Annotated in this window: 18 protein-coding genes and 3 pseudogenes; 11 read left to right on the top strand and 10 right to left on the bottom strand. The window is 60.0% G+C overall.

What is annotated here, in order from left to right; all coding sequences use genetic code 11:
• The first annotated feature begins 138 nt into the window (after nucleotides 1-138).
• The 3 genes and pseudogenes from AC3Y64_RS11160 (at nucleotide 139) to AC3Y64_RS11150 (ending at nucleotide 3618) form a co-directional block, all read left to right on the top strand.
• On the top strand, nucleotides 139-2265 hold the full coding sequence (locus AC3Y64_RS11160; RefSeq protein WP_489987475.1) for a type VI secretion system Vgr family protein: 2127 nt from the start codon (nucleotides 139-141) through the stop codon (nucleotides 2263-2265).
• A pseudogene (locus AC3Y64_RS11155) lies at nucleotides 2262-2839 on the top strand (DUF4123 domain-containing protein). The gene AC3Y64_RS11160 and the pseudogene AC3Y64_RS11155 overlap by 4 nt, the downstream one beginning before the upstream one ends.
• A gap of 350 nt (nucleotides 2840-3189) precedes the next feature.
• Nucleotides 3190-3618: a nuclear transport factor 2 family protein gene (locus AC3Y64_RS11150; protein WP_489987474.1), complete on the top strand. Its 429-nt coding sequence runs from the start codon at nucleotides 3190-3192 to the stop codon at nucleotides 3616-3618.
• Nucleotides 3619-3684: 66 nt separating this feature from the next.
• Here the strand turns inward: AC3Y64_RS11150 and mqo are convergent, their stop codons facing one another.
• Nucleotides 3685-5331: a malate dehydrogenase (quinone) gene (mqo, locus tag AC3Y64_RS11145; protein ID WP_489987473.1), complete on the bottom strand. Its 1647-nt coding sequence runs from the start codon at nucleotides 5329-5331 to the stop codon at nucleotides 3685-3687.
• Nucleotides 5332-5868: 537 nt separating this feature from the next.
• Between mqo and AC3Y64_RS11140 the strand changes: the two genes are divergently transcribed.
• Nucleotides 5869-6300, top strand: coding sequence for a nuclear transport factor 2 family protein (locus AC3Y64_RS11140; RefSeq protein ID WP_158956087.1), 432 nt, complete (start codon nucleotides 5869-5871; stop codon nucleotides 6298-6300).
• Nucleotides 6301-6453: 153 nt separating this feature from the next.
• On the opposite strand, the gene AC3Y64_RS11135 is transcribed toward AC3Y64_RS11140, so the two are convergent.
• Both AC3Y64_RS11135 and AC3Y64_RS11130 read right to left on the bottom strand, forming a co-directional pair.
• Entirely contained in the window at nucleotides 6454-7179 is a 726-nt protein-coding gene (locus AC3Y64_RS11135) for a methyl-accepting chemotaxis protein (RefSeq protein ID WP_489987948.1), read from the bottom strand.
• 132 nt (nucleotides 7180-7311) lie between these two features.
• Nucleotides 7312-8067, bottom strand: a pseudogene (locus AC3Y64_RS11130) (MCP four helix bundle domain-containing protein); the annotation flags it as partial.
• A gap of 244 nt (nucleotides 8068-8311) precedes the next feature.
• Here AC3Y64_RS11130 and sodC point away from each other — a divergent pair.
• The 3 genes from sodC (at nucleotide 8312) to AC3Y64_RS11115 (ending at nucleotide 9774) form a co-directional block, all read left to right on the top strand.
• Nucleotides 8312-8833, top strand: a complete 522-nt coding sequence (gene sodC / locus AC3Y64_RS11125; protein ID WP_489987472.1) for a superoxide dismutase [Cu-Zn] SodC — start codon at nucleotides 8312-8314, stop codon at nucleotides 8831-8833.
• Between the two features lie 144 nt (nucleotides 8834-8977).
• Nucleotides 8978-9292, top strand: a complete 315-nt coding sequence (locus tag AC3Y64_RS11120; protein WP_016983279.1) for a DUF2388 domain-containing protein — start codon at nucleotides 8978-8980, stop codon at nucleotides 9290-9292.
• A gap of 80 nt (nucleotides 9293-9372) precedes the next feature.
• The gene (locus AC3Y64_RS11115) at nucleotides 9373-9774 is read left to right on the top strand and encodes a hypothetical protein (protein WP_489987471.1); all 402 of its coding nucleotides are present in this window, start codon (nucleotides 9373-9375) and stop codon (nucleotides 9772-9774) included.
• Here the strand turns inward: AC3Y64_RS11115 and ligD are convergent, their stop codons facing one another.
• The 4 genes from ligD to AC3Y64_RS11095 all read right to left on the bottom strand — a co-directional run bounded on the left by ligD (nucleotide 9775) and on the right by AC3Y64_RS11095 (nucleotide 15660).
• The gene (gene ligD / locus AC3Y64_RS11110) at nucleotides 9775-12366 is read right to left on the bottom strand and encodes a DNA ligase D (protein WP_489987470.1); all 2592 of its coding nucleotides are present in this window, start codon (nucleotides 12364-12366) and stop codon (nucleotides 9775-9777) included.
• A 17-nt stretch (nucleotides 12367-12383) separates the two neighbouring features.
• Nucleotides 12384-13337: a methyltransferase gene (locus AC3Y64_RS11105; RefSeq protein WP_489987469.1), complete on the bottom strand. Its 954-nt coding sequence runs from the start codon at nucleotides 13335-13337 to the stop codon at nucleotides 12384-12386.
• Between the two features lie 11 nt (nucleotides 13338-13348).
• Nucleotides 13349-14725: an iron-containing redox enzyme family protein gene (locus tag AC3Y64_RS11100; protein WP_489987468.1), complete on the bottom strand. Its 1377-nt coding sequence runs from the start codon at nucleotides 14723-14725 to the stop codon at nucleotides 13349-13351.
• A gap of 170 nt (nucleotides 14726-14895) precedes the next feature.
• A complete protein-coding gene (locus AC3Y64_RS11095; RefSeq protein ID WP_489987467.1) occupies nucleotides 14896-15660 on the bottom strand; it encodes a tellurite resistance TerB family protein in 765 nt (254 codons plus the stop codon).
• A gap of 259 nt (nucleotides 15661-15919) precedes the next feature.
• Between AC3Y64_RS11095 and pcsA the strand changes: the two genes are divergently transcribed.
• Nucleotides 15920-16642, top strand: a complete 723-nt coding sequence (gene pcsA, locus AC3Y64_RS11090) for a phosphatidylcholine synthase (RefSeq protein WP_158955648.1) — start codon at nucleotides 15920-15922, stop codon at nucleotides 16640-16642.
• A 130-nt stretch (nucleotides 16643-16772) separates the two neighbouring features.
• Here pcsA and AC3Y64_RS11085 read toward each other — a convergent pair.
• A pseudogene (locus AC3Y64_RS11085) lies at nucleotides 16773-17585 on the bottom strand (class I SAM-dependent methyltransferase).
• Nucleotides 17586-17903: 318 nt separating this feature from the next.
• On the opposite strand from AC3Y64_RS11085, the gene AC3Y64_RS11080 reads away from it, so the two are divergent.
• Entirely contained in the window at nucleotides 17904-18365 is a 462-nt protein-coding gene (locus tag AC3Y64_RS11080) for a GNAT family N-acetyltransferase (RefSeq protein WP_489987466.1), read from the top strand.
• Between the two features lie 16 nt (nucleotides 18366-18381).
• Here AC3Y64_RS11080 and AC3Y64_RS11075 read toward each other — a convergent pair whose 3' ends face one another.
• Both AC3Y64_RS11075 and AC3Y64_RS11070 read right to left on the bottom strand, forming a co-directional pair.
• Nucleotides 18382-19593 (bottom strand): cytochrome c biogenesis protein DipZ, encoded by a 1212-nt coding sequence (locus tag AC3Y64_RS11075; RefSeq protein ID WP_489987465.1) that lies wholly within the window; start codon nucleotides 19591-19593, stop codon nucleotides 18382-18384.
• A gap of 87 nt (nucleotides 19594-19680) precedes the next feature.
• On the bottom strand, nucleotides 19681-19935 hold the full coding sequence (locus AC3Y64_RS11070; RefSeq protein ID WP_489987464.1) for a hypothetical protein: 255 nt from the start codon (nucleotides 19933-19935) through the stop codon (nucleotides 19681-19683).
• A 298-nt stretch (nucleotides 19936-20233) separates the two neighbouring features.
• Here AC3Y64_RS11070 and AC3Y64_RS11065 point away from each other — a divergent pair, with 298 nt between their 5' ends.
• Together AC3Y64_RS11065 and AC3Y64_RS11060 are read left to right on the top strand one after the other, a co-directional pair.
• Nucleotides 20234-20974 (top strand): response regulator, encoded by a 741-nt coding sequence (locus AC3Y64_RS11065; protein ID WP_489987463.1) that lies wholly within the window; start codon nucleotides 20234-20236, stop codon nucleotides 20972-20974.
• Nucleotides 20971-22281, top strand: a complete 1311-nt coding sequence (locus AC3Y64_RS11060) for a sensor histidine kinase (protein WP_489987462.1) — start codon at nucleotides 20971-20973, stop codon at nucleotides 22279-22281. The genes AC3Y64_RS11065 and AC3Y64_RS11060 overlap by 4 nt, the downstream gene beginning before the upstream one ends.
• Nucleotides 22282-22351: the final 70 nt, after the last annotated feature.

Below are 22351 nucleotides of genomic sequence, written 5' to 3'. Positions count from 1 at the left end.
CATTCATCGTCGTGGACACTCCGCTAAACAGCCGTGAAATTGAGTTTAAACCCGCCCGCAAAACGCGTTTAAAACCCCTTGATAGCACTTTGGTATTCCTGCACCATCGGCGAAGCTTTTCCACGGAAGGAGTCAGGCATGCTGGACGCAAACTCTACCCACATTACCTTTTCGCTCGAAGCCGTTTCCACTGACCTGCAGGTGCTGAGTTTTGTTGGCCGCGAAGCCATCAACCAGCCGTTCCGTTTCGACCTCGAACTGGTCAGCGCCCGCCCCGACCTGAAACTCGAAGAACTCCTGCACAAACCCGGCGTGCTGACCTTCGGCGCCACCGGCGAAGGCACGATCCACGGCCTGGTCTATCGCATCGAGCAAGGCGATTCCGGCAAGACCCTGACCCGCTACAGCATCAGCCTGGTGCCGCAACTCGCCTACCTGCGCCACAACCACGATCAGCAGATTTTCCAGCAACTGACGGTGCCGCAAATCATCGGCCACGTGCTTGAGGATCGCGGCATTCTGGCTGACGCTTACGACTTCCAGCTCGGCGCCGAGTACCCGCCGCGCGATTACTGCGTGCAGTACGACGAGTCCGACCTGCACTTCATCCAGCGTCTGTGCGAAGAGGAAGGCATTCACTTCCACTTCCAGCACAGCAGCAGTGGGCACAAACTGGTGTTCGGTGATGACCAGACGGTTTTCCGAAAGTTGAAACCGGTTATTTACCAGCAAGATTCCGGCATGAGCGCCGACAAACCGGTGATCAAGCGCTTCAACCTGCGTCTGGAAACCCGCACCACCCGCGTTTCTCGCCGCGATTACGACTTCGAAAAACCAAAGATCCTTCCCGAAGGCGCAGTCAAATCCGACTTCGCCCCGGACCTTGAGGACTACGACTATCCCGGCCGTTTCACCACCCGTGAGCGCGGCAAATTCCTCTCCACTCGCGCCCTGGAACGTCATCGCAGCGACTACAAACTCGCTGAAGGCAAAGGTGACGAACCGACCCTGACCAGCGGCCATTTCCTCACGTTGGCCGAACACCCGCGCGGCGAATGGAACGATATGTGGTTGCTGCTGGAAGTCTTCCACGAAGGCAAACAACCGCAAGTGCTCGGCGAAAACGTCACCAGCGACGTCACCGACAACAAAAGCGATTTCCACCAGGGCTACCGCAACAGCTTCCTCGCCACCCCGTGGGACGCGCACTACCGCCCTGCCCTCGAACACCCGAAACCGAAAGTCCTCGGCAGCCAGACCGCCGTCGTCACCGGCCCCGCAGGCGAAGAAATCCACTGCGACCAATACGGCCGCATCAAAGTGCAATTCCACTGGGACCGCGAAGGTCAGTCCAACGACAAAACCACCTGCTGGATGCGCGTCGCCAGCGGCTGGGCCGGCGCGGCGTACGGCGGCATCGCCATCCCACGTGTGGGCATGGAAGTGCTGGTGACTTTCCTCGAAGGCGATCCCGACCAGCCGCTGGTCACCGGATGCCTGTACCACAAGGAAAACGTCGTCCCCTACGACCTGCCGGCGAACAAGACCCGCAGCACCTTCAAGACCCTGAGCTCACCGGGCGGCAAGGGTTACAACGAATTCCGCATCGAAGACAAGAAAGGCGTCGAACAGATCTACATCCACGCCCAGCGTGATTGGGACGAAAACATCGAGCACGACCAAAAAATTCGTGTCGGCAATGAACGGCACGACACCGTTGAAGCCAATACGCTGAGTGAGTTCAAGGTTGAGGAGCACCGGATTACCCATCTGGATCGCAAAACCGAAGTACGTGCCGATGACCACCTCACGGTTGGCACCACTCGACATTTGAAAGTCGGCACGGCGTTCTTTGTCGAAACAGGCCAGGAAATCCACTACTACGCCGGCAGCAAAGTCGTGGTCGAAGGTGGTATGGAACTCACCGCCAAGGCTGGCGGCAGTTTTGTAAAAGTGGATGCCGGCGGGGTGACCATCAGCGGTGCCGAGGTGAAAACCAACTCCGGCGGTTCCCCAGGATCCGGCACCGGCATCGCGATCAAGCTGCCGATTGCCTTGACGCCTGCCGACGCCGACGCGGCCGGTAAAACCCTCCGCGCGGCACCTATCAATACGCCAACAACCGCGGCACCGCTCGCCACGCCGGCGTCTGCCGCCGCACCAACCAGCGCAGAAACCCGACTCATCCAACAGAACCTGCAAGCAAAAACACTGGTCGCTGCCGCCAAAACCGGCGTGCCCTTTTGTGAGATCTGTAACCGATGAGCCAGTTTCGACCCAGCCTCACCGAGTGGTTGACCAGCGAGTTCTGGCCCCACGGCTCGCGCCCGGACGCCCCCAGGGTTTACGCCTTGCTCGATGGTGCTCGTGATCCCCGTATCGAGTCGTTGGTGCGTAACAGCGAGGCGGAGTTTTCCTGCCTGTACGCCGGTGAACTGGCTCCGAGCCTGTCAGCAGCGGCCCCTATCTGCTGCGCCTTGACCCGCAGCAGCCCTACACATGGCGACTGTTCGAAGAAGGCTGGGGGCAAAGTTGGGGCAGTTTCGTCGTCGCCCCCGCGCAGGTTTCGCTGGACGAATTGCGCAGCCACTTTCGCACGCTGCTGCGAGTGACCGACCCGGATGGCAACCTGCTGGTGTTCCGTTTTTATGATCCCCGAGTCTTGCGGGTTTACCTGCCGACCTGCACAGCGCAAGAGCGCGCCGCGATGTTCGGCCCGGCGAGCCAGCTCATCGCCGAAACCAGCACGGGCCAGTCGTTGATTGTTTACCCGGCAGATCCCACCGGTGGGCCGGCGGCGCGGGTCAGTGGCTGGCCGTCGGCTGATGCGCTCGGGTGATCAGACCGGAGAAATGGTCGCGAGCAAGCCGATCAGAATGGTCAATGTCAGAAATCCACCCAGAAAAATCGCCATCTTGTTCATCTAGCTCTCCTCAATGCTGAGCTTGCGGTGCACGGGGCGCTTCGGAATGAAGGACTGCCGCGAAACACCGAACTGCGGGGCTATTCTGAGCCGATGACTGCGCCGGTTACAGAGGCAGATTGAACAGAAAAATACGGATCAGATGCGCATCTGATCCGCTTCCGCGATGTTTGAATATTCAGCGACACACTGAAGGGTTTCAATTATGTGAGGTTGATCTAGAGTCTTGATCGTCGCGAGAAGAACAACAAAATCCTGGAGTGGACATGACTGATCTGAACCTGCAGCCCCCCGTCGCTGAGTCCCTGAACCGCTGGCACGAGATGATCCGTACCGGTGACCTCAGCGCCCTGCCCGAGTTGCTCGACCCCAAAGCCGTGTTCCGCTCGCCAATGGCTCACACGCCCTACCCCGGCGCACCGGTGGTGTCGATGATCCTCAACACTGTGTTCGAGGTGTTTGAGGATTTCAAATATCACCGCGAACTGGCCACGGCCGACGGCTTGAATGTGACTCTGGAGTTCAGCGCCAAGGTCGGTTCGAAAGAGCTCAAAGGCATCGACATGATTCGCTTTGACGAGCACGGCAAGATTGTCGAGTTTGAAGTGATGGTGCGGCCGCTGAGCGGGTTGCAGGCGCTGGGCGAAGAGATGGGCCGCAGGCTTGGTGCATATCTGGCCTCCGCCAAAGCCTGATAAACAGGCACAAAAAAACCCACTGACCGTCGCCGGTTCAGTGGGTTTTGTGTGTCAGGGATCTAGTTACAGAGCCATGTCACGTGCAGCGTTTTCCTTCGGCGCTTCAGCTTTTTCAGCTGCAGGTGCGGCCGGGGCAGCAACCTGACCGATCACTGGTGGTGTCGGCAGTTCGAGGATCTTGGCGGTGTAAGCCCACTCTGCAGCCACTTTGGCTGGATCGCTGTTCAGCTGAGTGCCGTAGCTTGGCACGATCTGGTGCAGCTTGGTTTGCCATTCCGGGCTAGCCACTTTGTCTTTGAAGACTTTCTGCAGCACGCTCAGCATGATCGGAGCAGCGGTCGACGCGCCTGGCGATGCGCCCAGCAGGCCGGCGATGGAGCCGTCTTGTGCAGCAACGATTTCGGTGCCCAGTTTCAGCACGCCGCCAGCGGCTTCATCACGCTTGATGATTTGCACGCGTTGGCCGGCTTGCCACAGGCGCCAGTCTTCGGCTTTGGCGTTCGGGAAGTATTCCTTCAGCGCGTTCATGCGGTCTTCATCCGACAGCATCAGTTGACCGGCCAGGTACTCGACCAGCGGGTATTCCTTGATGCCGACCTTGGTCATAGGCCAGATGTTGTGGGTGGTGGTGCTGGTCAGCAGGTCCAGGTACGAGCCTTCTTTGAGGAACTTGGTGCTGAAGGTCGCGAATGGGCCAAACAGGATGACGCGCTTGCCGTCCAGAACACGGGTGTCCAGGTGCGGAACGGACATCGGTGGTGCGCCAACCGAAGCTTTACCGTAAGCCTTGGCCAGGTGCTGTTCAGCGATGGTCGGGTTATCGGTCACCAGGAACGAGCCGCCTACCGGGAAGCCAGCGTATTCCTTGGCTTCAGGAATGCCCGACTTCTGCAGCAGATGCAGTGCACCGCCGCCCGCGCCGATGAACACGAACTTGGCGTCGGTTTCGGTTTTGGTGCCGTCTTTCAGGTTTTTGTAGCTGACGCGCCAAGTGCCATCGGCATTCTTGGTGATGTCCTGGACTTCGCTCGACAGTTTCAGATCGAAGTTAGGTTTGGTCTGCAGGTGGGCAGCGAACTGGCGGGTGATTTCGCCGAAGTTCATGTCGGTACCCAGCGGGCTCCAGGTGGCCGCGATTTTCTGGTTCGGGTCACGCCCTTCCATCATCAGCGGAACCCACTTCTTGATCACAGCCGGGTCTTCGGAGTACTGCATGCCGGCGAACAGCGGGCTCGCCTGCAGGGCTTCGTAGCGCTTTTTCAGGAACTTGATGTTGTCATCGCCCCACACGAAGCTCATGTGCGGCGTGGTGTTGATGAACGAGCGAGGGTTCTTCAGAACGCCTTGCTGAACCTGCCAGGCCCAGAACTGACGCGAGACCTGGAACGCTTCGTTGATCTCGACGGCTTTCGGGATCGTGACGTTGCCTTTGTCATCTTCCGGGGTGTAGTTCAGCTCAGCCAGAGCCGAGTGACCGGTACCGGCGTTGTTCCAGCCGTTCGAACTTTCGAGGGCGACGCCATCGAGGCGCTCGACCATTTCCATCGACCAGCTTGGCTCCAGCTCATTGATCCACACACCCAGGGTGGTGCTCATGATGCCGCCGCCGATCAGCAGGACGTCGACTTTCTTTGCTTCGTCAGCATTGGCGGACGTCATCCCCATCGCCAAAGCCAGACCCAGCAGGGCTGTGTTCACTTTCTTAAACATCTGTAGCACCTATGATAAAACGCCTTCCGCCCGCCTCTTTTATCGGTATGCGATCCGCTTTGGTGACGCTCAGGCTAGCGTCGCAGATTCCGGCACACTTCAATTTTGACGGGTGGGCACACAAGGCCGACAGGTTGCATCGACCTCAGTTAATGTCCCTTCTGAACTGACTTTTTATCATTATTGGCTTCAGCTACTTGAGCGACAGGGATTCCGTCAGCTCGCCCGAGGGCAAGCAAACTGAATTAGGTCAAACCAAGTTGGCGCGCAGAATATCACGTCAGGGCAAACCCGCGCGTCTGTTCCCGACTTGAGAGTCTTTTTCCGCTCAGGGACTTATCGGCCGTCAATCGCCGAACATGAACCGCCAAAGGCTCTGACTGAAGCCTTCCAGGGTTTCAGCCTGTTTATGTGGTTGATCCCGAGCCTGCAGTCGCTGCCCAACCCTTAAAGAATCTGCTACGTTGTACGATGACTGACGAATTCACATTTTGAATTAATCAGCCATCCACCCATAACAACAAGGAAACACCTTCAATGAACAACACTCGCCTTCTGATCGGTTTTCTCTGCGCCTTCAGCGGTTACACCCTTGCCGCCCCTGCCCCGGCAGAAAAAGATGTCGCCCAGGCAGTCGACCATCTCACTCAGGCAATGCTGCACAAAGACATCGCCGAACTGAATGCGCTCACCGCGCCCAACCTCACTTATGGCCACTCCAGCGGCAAGATTCAGGACAAGAAAGAGTTCATCGCCGACATCGAAACCGGCAAGAGCGCTTTCAAGACGCTGGAGATGCAGAAGCAGACCATCACCTTGTCCGGCGACACTGCGCTGGTGCGTCACCACTTTTCCGCGCAGGCGCTGAAGGGGACTGAAGTGATACCGACCGAGATCGAGAACTTCCAGATCTGGCAGAAGCAGGATGGCAAGTGGCTGTTGGTGGGACGGCAAGCGTTCAAGTTCTGATGGTTGTAAATCAATTCAAAGTTGATGTCGCCTGATCTGGCCCCTTCGCTGGCAAGCCAGCTCCCACAGGGGAACGCATTCCAAAGGTGGGAGCGACCTTGCTCGCGAAGGCGGCAGTCCGGCCAGCACCAATGGGCCTGACTGGCCTCACCCTCACAACCGAAACCGATCCACCGACTGCGCCAACTGCCCCGCCAGACTCGACAACTTGTCCGTGGTATTCGCCGTCTGCCCGATCACCCGGCTGTTGCCTTCGGACATCCCGGCAATCATCTCCACCTGATGCGCGATTTCATTACTGGCCTGACTCTGCTCGCCAATTGTGCGGGTGATGTCGTTGACCAATTGCGTGGTGCTCAACGTCGCATCGAGAATTTCGCGAATCGCTCGCTCGACGTCGGCCGTCACCGCCATGCCTTTGTCGACCTGCGCCACACCGGCCTCCATGCTGCTGACCGCCTCGCGTGTGCTGTTTTGAATCCGCGCGACCATTGCAGCAATTTCCTGAGTTGAAGCGCTGGTCCGTGCCGCCAGACTGCGCACTTCATCCGCCACCACGGCAAAACCCCGCCCCTGTTCCCCCGCCCTCGCCGCTTCGATCGCCGCGTTGAGGGCCAGCAGATTGGTCTGATCGGCAATGCTTTTGATCACCTGGATGATGTTGAAGATGCCTTCGGATTCCTGGTCGAGCGTACGAATCACCTGCGCGGATTGCTGCGCCGAACGGGCGATGTCATCCATGTCGCTGACCACTTGATGAATCACGCCACCACCCTCCTTGGCGAGGGTTTCCGCCTGATTGGCCATGCTCAGGGCGCGTTCGGCATGGCGGGTGATTTCCTCGATGCTCGCCGTCATCTGGCTCGCGGCGGCGGCCATGGTGCTGGCGGCAACGCTTTGTTGCTGACTGCTGTCGGCGACCTGATGACAGCCGTGGCTCAATTGCTCGCTCATGCCACTGACGCCATGGGCATTGCTGCGCACCACGTCGATCATGTTGCGCAGATCGCGCTGCATGGTCGCCAGCGTGCGGATCAGGGCACTGGCCTCATCCTTGCCAGTTGGCTCGGTAATCGGCTCGCTGAGATTGCCGTGAGCAATGCTCTCGGCGATGCGGCTGGCGGTTTTCAATGGGCCCATGATGCTGCGCATCACCCAGCGCCCTTCCACCAACAACAGCAACAGACCAGCCAGCAACACCACACCGAGCGCGATGTTGGCGTTGCGGGTAGCGGCTTCAGTGCCCTCACTGGTTTGCCGGGTATTGGTTTCGATCAGCTCGCTCAACGCGGCCATCTGCGTTTCGAGCTGAGCGAAGGCCGAATTGAACGTGCCAAGCTCTTTTTGCGCGGCGTCGGGGTTGCCCAGCGCCAGCCCGACAATCCGCTCACCGGCATCGATGTAGGTATCGAGACTCGGCTTGATCTGTTCCAGTGCCGTGCGCAACGTCGGGTTGATCGGCAGTTTCAGATTCGCCTCCAGCACCTGCCGAAAATGCCCCGCGTGCTCGTCGATTGAAGCGCGCACCTCTTCCGCTGTGCTCGTGCTTTTATCCAGCCCCACCAGTATCGCCGAGTAGACATCGGCGCGCAGAGCGTCGTGCATCATGTCGGCTTCCATGTGGTTGCGCAGTGCACTCATGCTCACCGCGTTTTCGCTCACCGCTGAGGCCATGTGCAGGTTGCCGACATAGCTGACCACGCTCACGGCAACTGCCGTCAGCAGACTGGTAACAATCAGCAACACTAAACGCAGTTTGATTGACACCGGGTTTTCCTCCTTGGCTTCGCCCGTAAACGCCTGTCAGACCTTCAGTTAAGCCTATTTGCGCAGGTCTGCAGTGCCAGAACGTGTCCGCAGGTGTCGGCACCAGAAGCAACAGCGGTAAAACTTTCGGATTGAGCGGCAAGTCTCACTTTGCAACGCAGACGGCCACGCCTTCATCGCCGATTAATGCTCAACGGCTATTGAGTCCGTCGTCAGAACACTCATGCAGCTAAAGGAAACGCTTATGAAACGCGCATTGTGGTTGGGTTTGCTCGGCACCTTCGCCATCGGCTCCGCTCAGGCAGCGACCGAGAAAGTCGCAATCAATCTGGTCAGCGCCGACGGCGCGCCGCAGGCGATCGGTTCGATCACCGTCAGTGAGACGCCATATGGTTTGCTGTTCACGCCGGATCTGAAATCCCTGTCGGCCGGCATCCATGGTTTCCACGTCCATGAAAACGGCAGCTGCGAAGCGGGCATGAAGGACGGTGTGAAAGGTGCGGCACTGGCCGCTGGCGGGCACTTCGATCCGCAAAAGACTGGTAAGCATCTCGGCCCCTACGGCGACGGCCACCTCGGTGACTTGCCGGCGGTGTACGTGACGGCCGACGGCGTCGCCAACTATCCGGTGCTCGCACCGCGCCTGAAGAAAATCTCCGAGATCAAAGGCCATGCTCTGATGATCCACGCTGGCGGCGACAACCACTCCGACATGCCCAAACCGCTGGGCGGTGGCGGTGATCGCATGGCTTGCGGGGTGATCTGATCCCCTCAATTGCAAGACCAGGCAACCCGCCACGAGGTTGCCTGCGCCTGCCTCATCAACGCTACACGGAACTCCCGCCTTCCACGCCCCTCTCACATTATGTAGTACTTCCTTTTTGCTTCGCGCCTGTGGAGGAACACTGTCATGCGCAAGTTAGTGCTCGTTTCTTCTTTACTCTTATGCCTGCCAGTCGGTTCGGCGCTGGCCCGCGTCGATGCGGGTGATGTCGCCACCTCGGCGGGTGTCTCCGCGTCGCTGTACTCGACCTTCAAGGATCACAAAATGGTGATTCCGGCCCGTGACGACTTATCTGCATTTGTCGCCAGTGGCGGGGCCATTCGTGGGGTTTATCTTGAATCGGTGCTGCAACAGGTTCGTCAGGACAACCCTGGCATCAACGCCAGCGACGAAGATCTCGCCAACGCGATTCTGGTGCATTACGAAGGCCTGAATCAGTAGCGCTCACGGACTTGGCAGCCGATGGACGGCCGCTGAACGCTGATAGGCAAAACAGTCCCACGGCCTCTATGATGGAGGCCATGACGACTTCTGCGCCATTGCGCTCCCCCTGCCCGCCCGGCGCCTGCATCTGCGGGCGCGATCCGTTGCTGGAGACGCCCGGCGCGGATTTGCGCATCCTGCGCCTGACGCGCGAAGAGGAAAAACGCCTGCTCGCGCGCCTGGAATTGCTCAAGGATCTCGACGACCTCAAGCACTTGCAACAGCGCATGTTCGAGCAACTGGGCATTCGCGTGGACGTCGCTCCCGGTTTCAACGAAGTGCGCACCATGCGCGGCATCGCCATTCAGATCGATGAGTTACCGGGCCTGTGCCGCAAGACCCGGGCGGCGATTCCGGCGGCGATCCGCCGGGGTCTGGAAAATAACCAGCAAATCGCCTTCGAATTGCTCAACGCCCACGACTTGCTGCGCGACACCTGATCACTTTTTCATACCGACCCGTTTGCGCATCTCTGCCGTGATGCTCTGGCGGGTTTTCTTCATGTCGGCCCACGGCTCGTCGCCGACTTCCGCCAAACGCTCGTGCACGTTGTGCACATTCCACTGATTGCCACCCTTGATCTCGGCCACCTCCTCACGGAACACCGGCACCGACACCGGCAAGCCTTCGCGTGTACGCGCCGAGTAAGTGCAAATCGTGGTTGCGCCCAAGCCGTTGCGCAGGTAGTCGATGAAGATCTTGCCGACACGATTCTTCGGCCCGGACACCGCCGAGAACCGATCCGGCAACAGCTTGGCCATGTGGCTGACAATCGCGTGACTGAAGTCCTTCACCTCATCCCAACCATGCTTGCGGGTCAGCGGCACCACCAGGTGAATGCCCTTGCCGCCGCTGGTTTTGAGAAATGCTTTGAGCCCCAGTTCATCGAGCACCGTGAGGGTCAGCGCGGTGGCTTCGACCATGCTTTTCCACGGCAATGCCGGATCCGGGTCGAGGTCGAGAACGAAGCGGTCAGGCTTGTCGAGATCGACGGTGGTGGCGTTCCAGGTGTGGAGTTCGACAGTGCTCATCTGCACCGCGCCGATCAGCGCTTCGGCGTTGTTGATCAGCATCACCGGTTGGCCGGTGAGATCTTTGTCCAGTGTCGTGATGCCGGGGATTGCCAGGCGCTCGGCGTTTTTCTGAAAGAACAGCTCGCCAGCGATACCATCCGGCGCACGCACCAACGCAACCGGACGATCCTTGAGCTGCGGCAGAATCCATTCGGCGACGCTGGCGTAATACTCGGCCAGTTGCATTTTGGTGGTGCCACTGACGGCATCAATGACCCGATCCGGGTGAGTGATGCGCACTTTGCCGTCGGCCAGTCCGAGTTGCGACGGCGCCGCTTCAGCCTTGCTCGCTGCAGCTTTTTTCGGCGGTTTCTTTGCAGCGGATTTCGGCGCTGAAGTCTTCACGGATTTCGCTCGCTCCTCAGTGATGTCCTTGGCCGGTTTATCATCGCGTAGACCATGAAACACGGCATGGCGCACCGAGCCGTCCTTGGTCATTTCGGCGAACGCCACTTCGGCCAACAGTTTGGGTTTCAACCAGTGCACGCCTTTGGCTTCGAAGCCGCTGGGCGGATTGACCACCGCGGCTTTCTTCGCCTGCAACGGTTTCAACTGCGCGAGAATGCTTTTCAACGTCGCTTCGTTGAAGCCGGTGCCGACCTTGCCGGCATAGCGCAATTCGCCACTGTCGCGATCATGCAGGCCCAGCAGCAACGCGCCGAATGCACTGCGCGAACCTTTCGGCTCGGTGTAGCCGACGATCACGAATTCCTGCCGATGTTTGCACTTGAGCTTGATCCAGTCGCCGCTGCGCCGTGACACATATGGGGAGCCGAGACGTTTGCCGATCAGGCCTTCCATCTGCATCTGACAAGCGCTGTTTAGCAGCGCATCCGGGGTTTCGTCGAACGCCTCGGAGTAGCGCAACAACGGATTTTTCTGAGTACCGAGAATCGTCGCCAGTGCGGCGCGGCGTTCTTCCACCGGCACCTCGCGCAGGTCAACGCCGTTGAGATACGGCAGATCAAACAAGTAATAGACGATGTTGCCGCTGCGCCCGACCTCAAAAGCATTTTGCAGGGCTTGAAAGTCCGGCACGCCATGCTCGTTGGCGACGACCATTTCGCCGTCAAGCCAGGCCGACTCCAGCCCCAGCGCGGCGAGCGCTTCGGCCTGCTGCGGCAATTTGTGCGTCCAGTCATGGCCGTTGCGGGTGAACAGTTGCACCTGGTCATGATCAATGCGCGCCATGATCCGATAACCGTCGAACTTGATCTCGTAGCTCCAGTCACCTTCCGGCGCACTGTCGACCAGCGTCGCCAATTCCGGTTTGAGCTGGGCGGGGATTTTAGCTTTATGCGCGCCAGTGAGCGTGCCCGAAGCTTTTTTGCGTGGCTTGGCAGCAGGCTTGTCCAGCGGTTTGACCTGCTTGGCGGCAAGTTTGGGTTTATCGACCAAAGTGCGTTCACTGAGCACGCTGTCCGGTTCCGCAACCAAGACATCGTAATCGTCCTGCGGTCGTGCGGCGTTGTCCTGATGTTTGATCAGGAACCAGTTCTCCTTTTTGCCCGGCATGTGCGTGCGTACCAGGTTCCAGATCCCGCCAAGCTTCTCGCCCTGCAGTTCGAACTTGAGCTTGCCTTTGGCGTACGCCTCGTGCGGATCTTCCAGCGGAATCCACACGCCGCGATCCCAGACAATCACATCACCAGCACCGTAATGCCCTTCGGGAATGCTGCCCTCGAAGGTCGCGTAATCGAGCGGATGGTCTTCGACATGCACGGCCAGGCGCTTGACCTTGGGGTCGAGCGACGGCCCTTTCGGCACCGCCCAGCTCTTCAGCGCGCCATCGAGTTCCAGGCGAAAGTCGTAATGCAGGTGTGAAGCGTCATGCTTCTGGATGCAGAACTGCAAGGCGGAATCGGTGGCTTTTTTCTTGCCGGCGCGTTTGACTGCGGCCGGTTCTGAGGTCGCCGAAAAATCGCGCATGCGGTTGTAGTCATCGAGGTTTCTGCTCATCGCGCACCTGCCTTGCTTCAGCCTATACGGGTCACGGTCAATGCGACCACGGCAATTCGGTCGACCCGTTGATAACCGGGGTTGAGTAGCTCTTCACCGAACACATCCGGATCGATTTCCCGATAGGTCCAGCCGAAGCGCTGCTCATCGAGGCGGGGCAACACGGTGTCGAGGAAAGGATCACGGCCATCGACCATCGCCACCCCGGTGTAGAGCAGCAGCGAACCGCCCGGTGCGAGCCGATTGAGCGCCTGCTCGACGATGCGCAACGACAATCCGGCGCCGAGTGTTCCGCCGCCATGCCGGTAGGCGCGCTCGGCAGGATCGGCCATGTACGGTGGGTTGGCGACGATCAGGTCGAACTCGCCGTCGACCCCCTGCAGCAGGTCACTGGTTTGCACTTCGACGTTGGCGACCTCCGCCAGTGCGGCGTTGACGCGGGTCAGGCGCAACGCCGCAGGATTGATGTCCAACGCCAGCACTTGCGCTTCGCGACGTGCTCGGCCAATCAAAATCGCCCCGACGCCGGCGCCGCAGCCGATGTCCACTGCGCGCCGGATCGTGGCGAAGTTTTGCTGCAGATGGCTGTGAATCAATTGTGCGAACCGGTAGGTGTCCGGGCCGAAAAACACCGAGTCGGCGGCATCGGTCGGAAACGCCGAATGCACGAACAGCAAATCATCCAGGCTCGACCAGCGCACCCGGCTCTTCAGATGGCCTGCGTACGAATCGATGACTTGAGCGTCTTCCAATTGGCGTTGTTCGTCGGCCGATAACAGGCCCGGCTCGAAAAGACGTGACCAGCCGAACACATCGCGCAAGGAATCGGCGAACTGGCCTTCATCCCGCTCGTTGACTCGCTGATGGGTCAGCGGCGTCGGCGTGATAAACCGGTAGCCATCAGCCTGCAGGCGCCGGCCTAATTGCAACAGCGCAAGGTCATGGGTGGACAGCGGTTCTTCCTGACTCATTGAGGATTTCCTTAAGGCAAACGAGATTTGAGTTCGATGAACCGGCGAGTGGCGAGCAACCCGGCCGGATGCGCATGTCTGGCCGGAGCGAGCCACGGTATGAGCGTGGCCATTTGTGCGTGCGTGTCCTGACCTTGCAGAGCGGCGTTGAGGATTTGCACGTCGGGGTCCTGCTCCGGCACCTCGATCGGTGCGTTCGTCGTAGCGTGGCGACGCAGCGCAGCGGGTTTCTTCGCGGGTTGCCAATCGCCGGCAATCCAGTCATGCACCAATTGTTTTTCGTAGGCGCTGAACACGCCGAACATTGCCGCGCCGTCGCCATCGATCAACTGCCAGAAGCGACTCGCCTGAGGGTCTTCGTGGCGTTTGATCCAGCCTTTGTTTTGCAGGGCCTGCAGGAAACCGGGCAAATGCTCGGGCTCGGCCAGCCAGTGATTGACGGTTTTGCCTTCGAAACGGCAATAGTCCGAGTGCATGTGCTGGGCGAACGGGCATTTGCGTTCAAGCATCGCCAGCAACTCGCGCTCCAGGTCAAAGCCTTCGATGATCGCGCGACTGCCCTGCCCCAAATCATTCAGTCGATAACCCTGTGATACCCGCCGTAGAAAATCGGCGCGATCAGCCTCAAGCGGCAGCAGGTCGAGCACGGCTTGCACGGCTTTCTGGGCATGCCCGGTGCTGGCGTTATCGATGGTGACGTGGAGAGTGAAATAGTACGGATCAATGCCCAGTTCAGTGAGTTCGTAACTGCTGATCAGCAGGTGCAGGGGCAGTTGTTCATAACCGAGGTTGTAGCCGATCACCTCCGGCAACATTTCATCGCCACAAGCGCCGAGCGCCAGTTGCAGCGCGCCTTGCAGGTAACGTTCATCGGGGATCGGGCTGGCGTGGTCGAGGTCATGTTCGGCCAGCAGTTTGCGGTAGATCACCACATGATTTTGCGCCGGATTGCCTTCGCCCAGTTCTTCCAGATAAGTGCAAAGCAGGCCGCTGAAGCGTGGATCCCGCCAGTGTTGCAGCAAGCCGTACAACCAGGCGCCATCCACCAGTTTGGTCGGTGCAACGGCTTGCAGGAAATACAACGCCTGCGCCTTGCTGGCGAAAAATTGCCGTGGCCCACCGGCCTTGCGCTGTTGCAAATAGTCGGCGTATTGACGGGCGACATCGGCGCAATGCGCAGCGACCCACTCGTGCCAGGTGGAGGGGTCCTGCGGCAGTTCTTCAGGCAATGCTGCGGCGAGCTGCAGCTGTTCATTCAAAAATGATTGCGCCCGCGCCCGCGCATCATCCTCACGCAGCAGGCTTTCATACATGCCACGGAAATTCCCCGAGGGATCGATTGCTTTGGGTAGGGCCGGCGCGGATTGCAGGCGAGTCAGGACAGTCATGGCAATGTTCTCGGTCGGTTGACAGGGCGCTGTTTCGTACGCCTCTACAGCAGCAGAGACGCAGCGCCTGCGAAAAATTCAATCGACGTGAAAATTGCCCGGACGGACGGCCATATGTGCCAGCGGCAGCGCTTCCTGTATACGCGCCACTGGCTGCGATCTTTTGCGGTTTATGCCTGCCCTTTGGCCTGCTGCTCCAGATGCACCTGCAGATCCGGATCGATCTGCAACGCGGCCGCCAGTTCGTCGAGGTAGCTGCGTTCGGCGTCTTGCTGGTCGTCCACCAGCATCACGCTGGCCAGGTACATTTCGGCGGCGACGGCGGGATCGCCTTGGGCCGACTGGGCGACTTCGGCGGGGTCCAGCGGTTTGGCCACCTCGGCATCTAGCCATTGCTGCAATTGCGGGTCATCGGTGTGCTTGCCGATCTCGCTGCTGATCAGGTGTTTCTCCGCCTCATCGATACGCCCGTCCGCCTTGGCCGCAGCGATCAAGGCGCGCAGCACGGCGTGGCTGTGCTCTTCGACTTCAGGGCCGGCGAGCAGGTTGGCGGTTTGCGGTATCTGTTGTGGCGCCGCGCTGGCCTGACTGCGTTGCCAGGCTTGATAGGCCTGGTACGCCATCATCCCCAGCGACGCGAGCGCTGCGTAATTGGTGCCGCCGCCGGAACGACTTTGCGTGCCGCCACCGCCGCCCAGTGCGCCACCCAATGCGCCGCCCAACCCACCACCGCCACCGCCGCCGAGCAGGCCGCCTAGTAAACCACCCAGCCCACCGCCGGATCCGCCGCTGCTGGCCGCGCCCGAGCCGCCCCCGAGCAATCCGCCCAGCAAGCCACCGAGCCCGCCCAGACCGCCACCGGCGGAGGCGCTGCTTTGTTGTCCCGCCGAGGCTTGGCCTCTTAACAGTTGTTCGAGCAAATCAGTGGTGTTCATGGCGTCATCCTCAAGGCTGGCAGTGACTGCGTCTGGCAACTCTAGACCTCTGCGGCCATAGCGCCAGCACCGTTTGGCCGACATCCGAGACCTTGTGGGAAGCGGCCCGCGATTTTTTCCATGGGCCAGCTAAGATTCAAGGGTGGTGAACCTTATCCCGGCCAGACCGGTCGATAGCTGCAACCCCGACCCGGTTTGCCGGCGCCCTTGCCATTCAAGGGTGATAACCGGCTTGCTTCACTTTCTGGAGAACGCCCCCGTGATATCGACCGTACACATCGCCAGGCTCAAAGCATGGGGCGCCCATGGTTTTACCGCGACCGGCGTGGTCACCGCATTCCTGGCCACCCTCGCCCTGCTGGAAAATCAGCCGACCCATTGCCTGATGTGGCTGGGCGTGGCGCTGATCGTCGACGGCCTCGACGGCGCTTTGGCGCGAAAGGTCAACGTGCAATCGGTGCTGCCGAGTTTCGACGGTTCGATCCTTGATCTGGTGATCGATTACCTGACGTATGTATTCATCCCGGCACTGTTTATCTATCGTTACATCCCGCTGCCCGATTACACCCTGCTGCTGACCGTGTCGCTGATTCTGGTGTCGTCGCTGTTCTGTTTCTGCAACGTCAACATGAAGAGCAAGGACAACTATTTCGTTGGCTTCCCGGCGGCGTGGAACGTGGTGGCGCTGTGTCTTTACATCATCGGCCCGGGTCCTTGGATTACCTTCCTGACCGTCATCGGTCTGGCGCTGCTGACGGTGACGCGGATGAAATTCCTGCACCCGTTCCGCGTACGTCGATTCATGCCGATCAACATTGCAGTGACGGCGATCTGGCTGCTGTGCAGTTTGTCGCTGGTGCTCAACCACCCAGTGATCAACCCGCTGGTGATGGGACTGTGGCTGCTGATGTCGGCTTACTTTCTGGGGATCTGCATCTGGCGCACGGCGTTGGAGTGGTTTGATCGGACGCCTCTGAAATAAGGGCGGCCTGCACAATACCTGTAGGAGTGAGCCTGCTCGCGATAGCGGTGTGTCCGTTGACGGATAGTTTGCTGACACACCGCTATCGCGAGCAGGCTCACTCCTACAGGGGGTCGGCTTAAGTTCCGGATCAGCGCTTGCTGATCACCACCTCCAGATACTCACTCGGCACCACCAGCGAGCCCTCCCCCGCGCGATTCATTCGGTTGAGCAAATCCGTCAGATCACGCTCCAGTGCCTGCCCGACTTCCGGCGACAGCACCGCGAAAGCCTTGTGCACCGGGCCCTACCAGTGGCGGAAAATATCGATGAAATGGGCGGCCGAGCGATAACGGAAATTGAACTCGCGGCGGGTCACCCGCACCAGAAAATCACGGTCATCGAAGTGTTTGTGCAGCCACGCATCCGAGCCCCAGTTCGCGGGCGGCTGAGCACCCGCCGGCGGCGGCAAGTGCTGACCAAGGGTCTTGAACATTTGCCCGACGAAACCTTCCGGGGTCCAGTTGGCCAGACCGATTCGCCCGCCGCGCCGACAGACCCGTCCCAGCTCCGCTGCCGCTTTTACCTGATCCGGCGCGAACATTACGCCGAAGGTCGACAGCACGGCATCGTAGCTTTCATCGGCAAACGGCAAGGCCTCGGCATCGGCGACCTGAAAGATCACGTCCAGATGTTCGGCCCGCGCCCGATCCTGTCCGCGCTCCAGCAGCGCGGCGACGTAATCGGTGGACGTCACCTGACAGCCACGCCGCGCGGCCGCCAGCGTCGCATTGCCATTGCCCGCCGCGACGTCCAGCACCTCTTCATCACAACGCAGGTCGCAAGCTTCGGCGAGGGTTTCGCCGACGATTTGCAAGGTGGTGCCGATCACGGCGTAGTCGCCACTGGCCCAGGCGACTTTCTGGCGTTCTTTCAAGGCAGTGAGGTCAATCGGCGTACTCATGCAAGCGCTCCATTACAGGTTGGATCAGCTGTCATTCGGCGGTAGTCGGGTTGATCACCGGAATCGGGCGTTCAATCACGAACTTCGGCATAGCAACCTCGCGAACTTGTTATGTGACAGAGTCGACAGTGACCCTGCTCGGTCACTATCGCGCCCAAGCCCGCTCGGCGTCCCTGCCGATCGTCCGGCAAGCCCCTAAAACAGCGGCTTTGCCGATGAGTGGCGGGAATCTGTAAAGCCGTTGCAACACCCACCGCATTGCCAGCCTGCGTGGAATGGTTTCTGATGCTCGCTCACGTTTTGCAACGGACTCGACTGATGTCACCGCATCTGGATTGGCTTGCCGCGCATCTGCACCATAGCGACCGCTATGCCGAGTGGATCCACCAACAGTTTCACTACGAATACGCGCATCAACCGTTGGCTGAGTGGCAGCGCGAATTTGCCGACGGGCAAAGCAATGGAGACTGGTCATGCCTGATCGCCATGGACGGTGAACGGCTGGTGGGAGGTGCGGCACTGGCCCGTGATGATCTGGCCCATCGGCCCGACCTCGGCCCGTGGCTGGCGTGCGTGTTCGTCAGCCCCGAGGCGCGTGGTCAAGGCCTGGCGGAACAGTTGATCGAAGGGGTATGTCAGGAAGCCAAACGTCGCGGCTTTGCCCGTTTGTATCTGCATACCCAGAGCAAACAGGATTACTACGCCAAACGCGGCTGGCAGGTGTTGGAGCGTTTTCGCGCTTGGGACAATGAACATTGGCTGATGGAGCGCGACCTCTGAGCCAATGCTTGTACATTCAGGCGGCTGGAGCTTTGGCCTCGTCCAGCAATTGCCGGATCATTTGCTCCTGGGCCTCATAGCGTCCTTCGCCAAAGTGGCTATAGCGCACTTGCCCTTGGGCATCGATCAGGTAATGCGCCGGCCAGTATTGGTTATCGAAGTGGCGCCAGATCGCGTAGTCGTTGTCGATGGCCACCGGGTAGGTGATGCCGAGCTTTTTCACCTGATCCTTGACGTTGTCGATGATGCGCTCGTAACCGTACTCGGGGGTGTGCACGCCGATCACCACCAGGCCGTCCTTCTCGTACTTCTTCGCCCACTCTTTGACGTATGGCAGCGTGTGCTGGCAGTTGATGCAATCGTAGGTCCAGAAGTCCACCAGCACCACTTTGCCACGCAGCGACTCGGCGCTCAGCTCTGGTGAGTTGAGCCATTGCACAGCTCCCGCCAGTGAAGGCATCACGCCTTGAACTTCGTCCATCATCGAGTCGGCGCGGACTTTGCTGACAAAGTAGTCGACCACTTTCGGTACGTTCTCCAGCACGCCTTTTTCGACGCTGGCAACACCTTCGGAGGACGTACTGGCCAGCAGGACTTTATCCGCGCCTGTCGCGATCACCGCCACGGTGGCGAGCACCACGACACCCGCGCTGCGGCGCAACCAACCGGTGAAAGGGATCGATGGTTTCAGCCGATTGACCAAACCGCGCCCGGCAAAAATCAATGCCCCCAGCGGCAGCGCACTGCCCGCGCCATAAGCCAACAGCAACAGGCTGGTCTGGGCATTGGCGCCCTGCAGCATGGCGCCGGTCAGGATCACCCCGAGAATCGGCCCGGCGCAGGGTGCCCACAGCAGCCCGGTGGCCACGCCAAGCATGATCGAACCCAAGGGTCCGGCATGCTTGCGGGTGTCCTGATCGAGGCGATTGCCCAGCGCTACAAAAGGCCGGGTCAGCCAATCGCCGACACGAGCCGAGATCAGCGACAGGGCAAACAGCGCCATGACGACCAGCGCGACGTGGCGGCCGGTGTTGCTGGCCTGAATCACCCATTCACTACTGACCACCGCCAGACTGGAAATCAGCGCAAAAGTCAGGGCCATGCCGCCCAGCGTCAGCAGGATGGAGGAACGTGTGCGGTTGGCGCCAGCGAACAGGAACGGCACCACCGGCAGGATGCAGGGACTGAGAACGGTCAGCAGACCGCCAAGAAATGCGATGAGATACATAGGGATCACCTTGATATGTGAGCTGGCACTCGACCGGGCAGCGAAGGGCCACGCGCCCTCGCTACCGTGTCTGGCTTACGCATGGGTTTATGAACTCTGGCTGGCCAGCCATTGCCCTTGCGGGGTGCGGCTTGCACCGTTTTCCGCGACGAGTTGGCCTTGGGGTGTGCGGCTGGAACCATCGGCAGCGATCAATGCATCTCTGCCCTCCTTCGCCACCGGCGTCAGCTGGAAGCAGGTGCTGCTGGCACAACTGCTGTGCTCGACGGAGCTATTGGCGTGGGCCGCCGCACCGGCGAAGGAAAAAGCCACAGCGGTCAGAAAGCGCGAAATGTTGTTCATGGTGGTGTCCTCAAGGCTTCAGTGGGTTTGAGCCGAGGCGACATGTGTGTGTGCCTCGATGGAGCCTATTTGAGGCCCTTGAGGTATCGCGTCTGTGTCAGGAAAGGCCGAGAATCAATCGCCGTGTATCCACCCTGCCTGTAGATACACAGGGATACAAAACCCGAAAAAATCATGTTTTTGCGTCTGCGTGTATCCGCCGTTGCAGCAGATACACTGCAATACAAAGGCAGGCAGGCGTGCGGTTAACGGCGCTATAGACTGGGCGGCATTCCCCCTTTGTCAGAGGTTTGAACCGATGGAACATGTCGATCACATTCTCATCGTCGACGACGACCGCGAGATCCGCGAGCTGGTCGGCAATTACCTGAAGAAAAACGGTCTGCGCACCACGGTGGTCGCCGATGGCCGGCAGATGCGCAGCTTTCTCGACGCCAACACCGTTGACCTGATCGTGCTCGACATCATGATGCCCGGCGACGATGGCTTGCAGCTGTGCCGCGAATTGCGTGTGGGCAAACACAAGGCCACGCCGGTGCTGATGCTCACCGCACGCAATGATGAAACCGACCGCATCATTGGCTTGGAAATGGGCGCCGACGATTACCTGACCAAACCTTTTTCTGCCCGCGAACTGCTCGCACGGATCAGTGCCGTGCTGCGGCGCACGCGGATGTTGCCGCCCAATCTGGTGGTCACCGAGGCCGGCCGATTGCTGGCTTTCGGCCGCTGGAAGCTGGACACCTCGGCCCGCCATCTGCTCGACAGCGACGGCACCCTGGTCGCCCTCAGCGGCGCCGAATACCGCTTGCTGCGGGTGTTTCTCGATCATCCGCAGCGGGTACTCAGTCGCGATCAATTGCTCAATCTGACCCAGGGCCGCGAGGCTGATCTGTTCGACCGCTCGATTGATCTGCTGGTCAGCCGCTTGCGTCAGCGCTTGCTCGACGATGCCCGCGAGCCGGCTTGCATCAAGACCGTGCGCAGCGAAGGTTATGTGTTTTCGCTGCCCGTGGAGATCCTCGGGGCTTCGGCATGAGTTTCAAGCTGCACTGGCCGCGAACGCTGGCATCACGATTGTCGCTGATTTTTCTGATCGGGCTGATCCTCGCCCAGGCCCTGTCGTTCGGCGCGCAGTATTACGAGCGTTACCAAAGCGCCAGAAACACCATGCTCGGCACCCTTGAAACCGACGTTTTGACGTCCATCGCGATCCTCGATCGCTTGCCCGCCGCCGAGCGTCCCGACTGGCTCAAGCGTCTGGCCCGAACCAATTACGGCTATCTGCTGAACGAAGGCGAAACCGGCACACCGATCAACCTGCGCGATGCGCCGGTGGCGGTCACCTCGATCAACGAGTCCCTTGGCGACCGCTACCCGCTGAGCTTCAGCGACATTCCCGGGCCGAGTAAACATTTTCAAGGGCATCTGCGCCTCAGTGACGGCAGCCCGGTGACCATCGATGTGCGTCCGGCCATGGCGCCGCTGTCACCGTGGTTACCCGTGGTGCTGCTCGGACAATTGGCGTTGTTGATCGCCTGCACCTGGCTGGCCGTGCGCATCGCCCTGCGCCCGCTGAGCCGACTCGCCAGCGCCGTGGAAAGCCTTGACCCCAACGCCCACCCGATCCATCTCGACGAGCACGGTCCGCGCGAAGTGGCCTACGCGGCGCGAGCATTCAATGCGATGCAGGCGCGCATTGCCGCGTATCTGAAGGAACGCATGCAGTTGCTGGCGGCGATTTCCCACGACCTGCAAACGCCAATCACGCGGATGAAACTGCGTGCAGAATTCATGGATGAATCAGCCGAGAAGGACAAACTGTGCAATGACCTCGGTGAGATCGAGCACTTGGTGCGTGAAGGCGTGGCTTATGCGCGCAGCGTTCATGGCGCCACCGAAGAAAGTCGGCGTACCGATCTGGATGCATTTCTCGACAGCCTGGTGTTTGACTATCAGGACATGGACAAGAACGTGCTGCTTAGCGGTAAAAGCCGCGCCGTGATCGATACGCGTCCGCAGGCCTTGCGGCGGGTGCTGGTGAACCTGACCGACAACGCGTTGAAGTTCGCCGGTGCCGCACACCTCGTGGTGGAGGCCCAGGGCGACAGTCTGTCGGTGAAAGTCATGGATCGCGGCCCGGGCATCGCCGACGATGAACTGGCCCGCGTCGTCGAACCGTTTTACCGCGTGGAAAATTCGCGTAACCGCAGCACCGGCGGCACCGGTCTGGGCCTGGCGATCGCCCAGCAACTGGCCCTCGCCCTCGGCGGCTCACTGACCCTCAGCAACCGCGAGGGTGGCGGGTTGTGTGCGGAACTCAAATTACCGCTCCCAAAGGGGTAGTGTGAAAGCCTGCAGCCCGCCAGAGTCGGGCTAAACTCAGTCATTACCCAGTCGAGGGGGACGCAGGACT

The organism is Pseudomonas sp. 4CAES_32.4, assembly GCF_058136335.1.
Note: the sequence above shows the minus strand (reverse complement) of the source record. Positions and strands in the feature narration are given on the sequence as shown.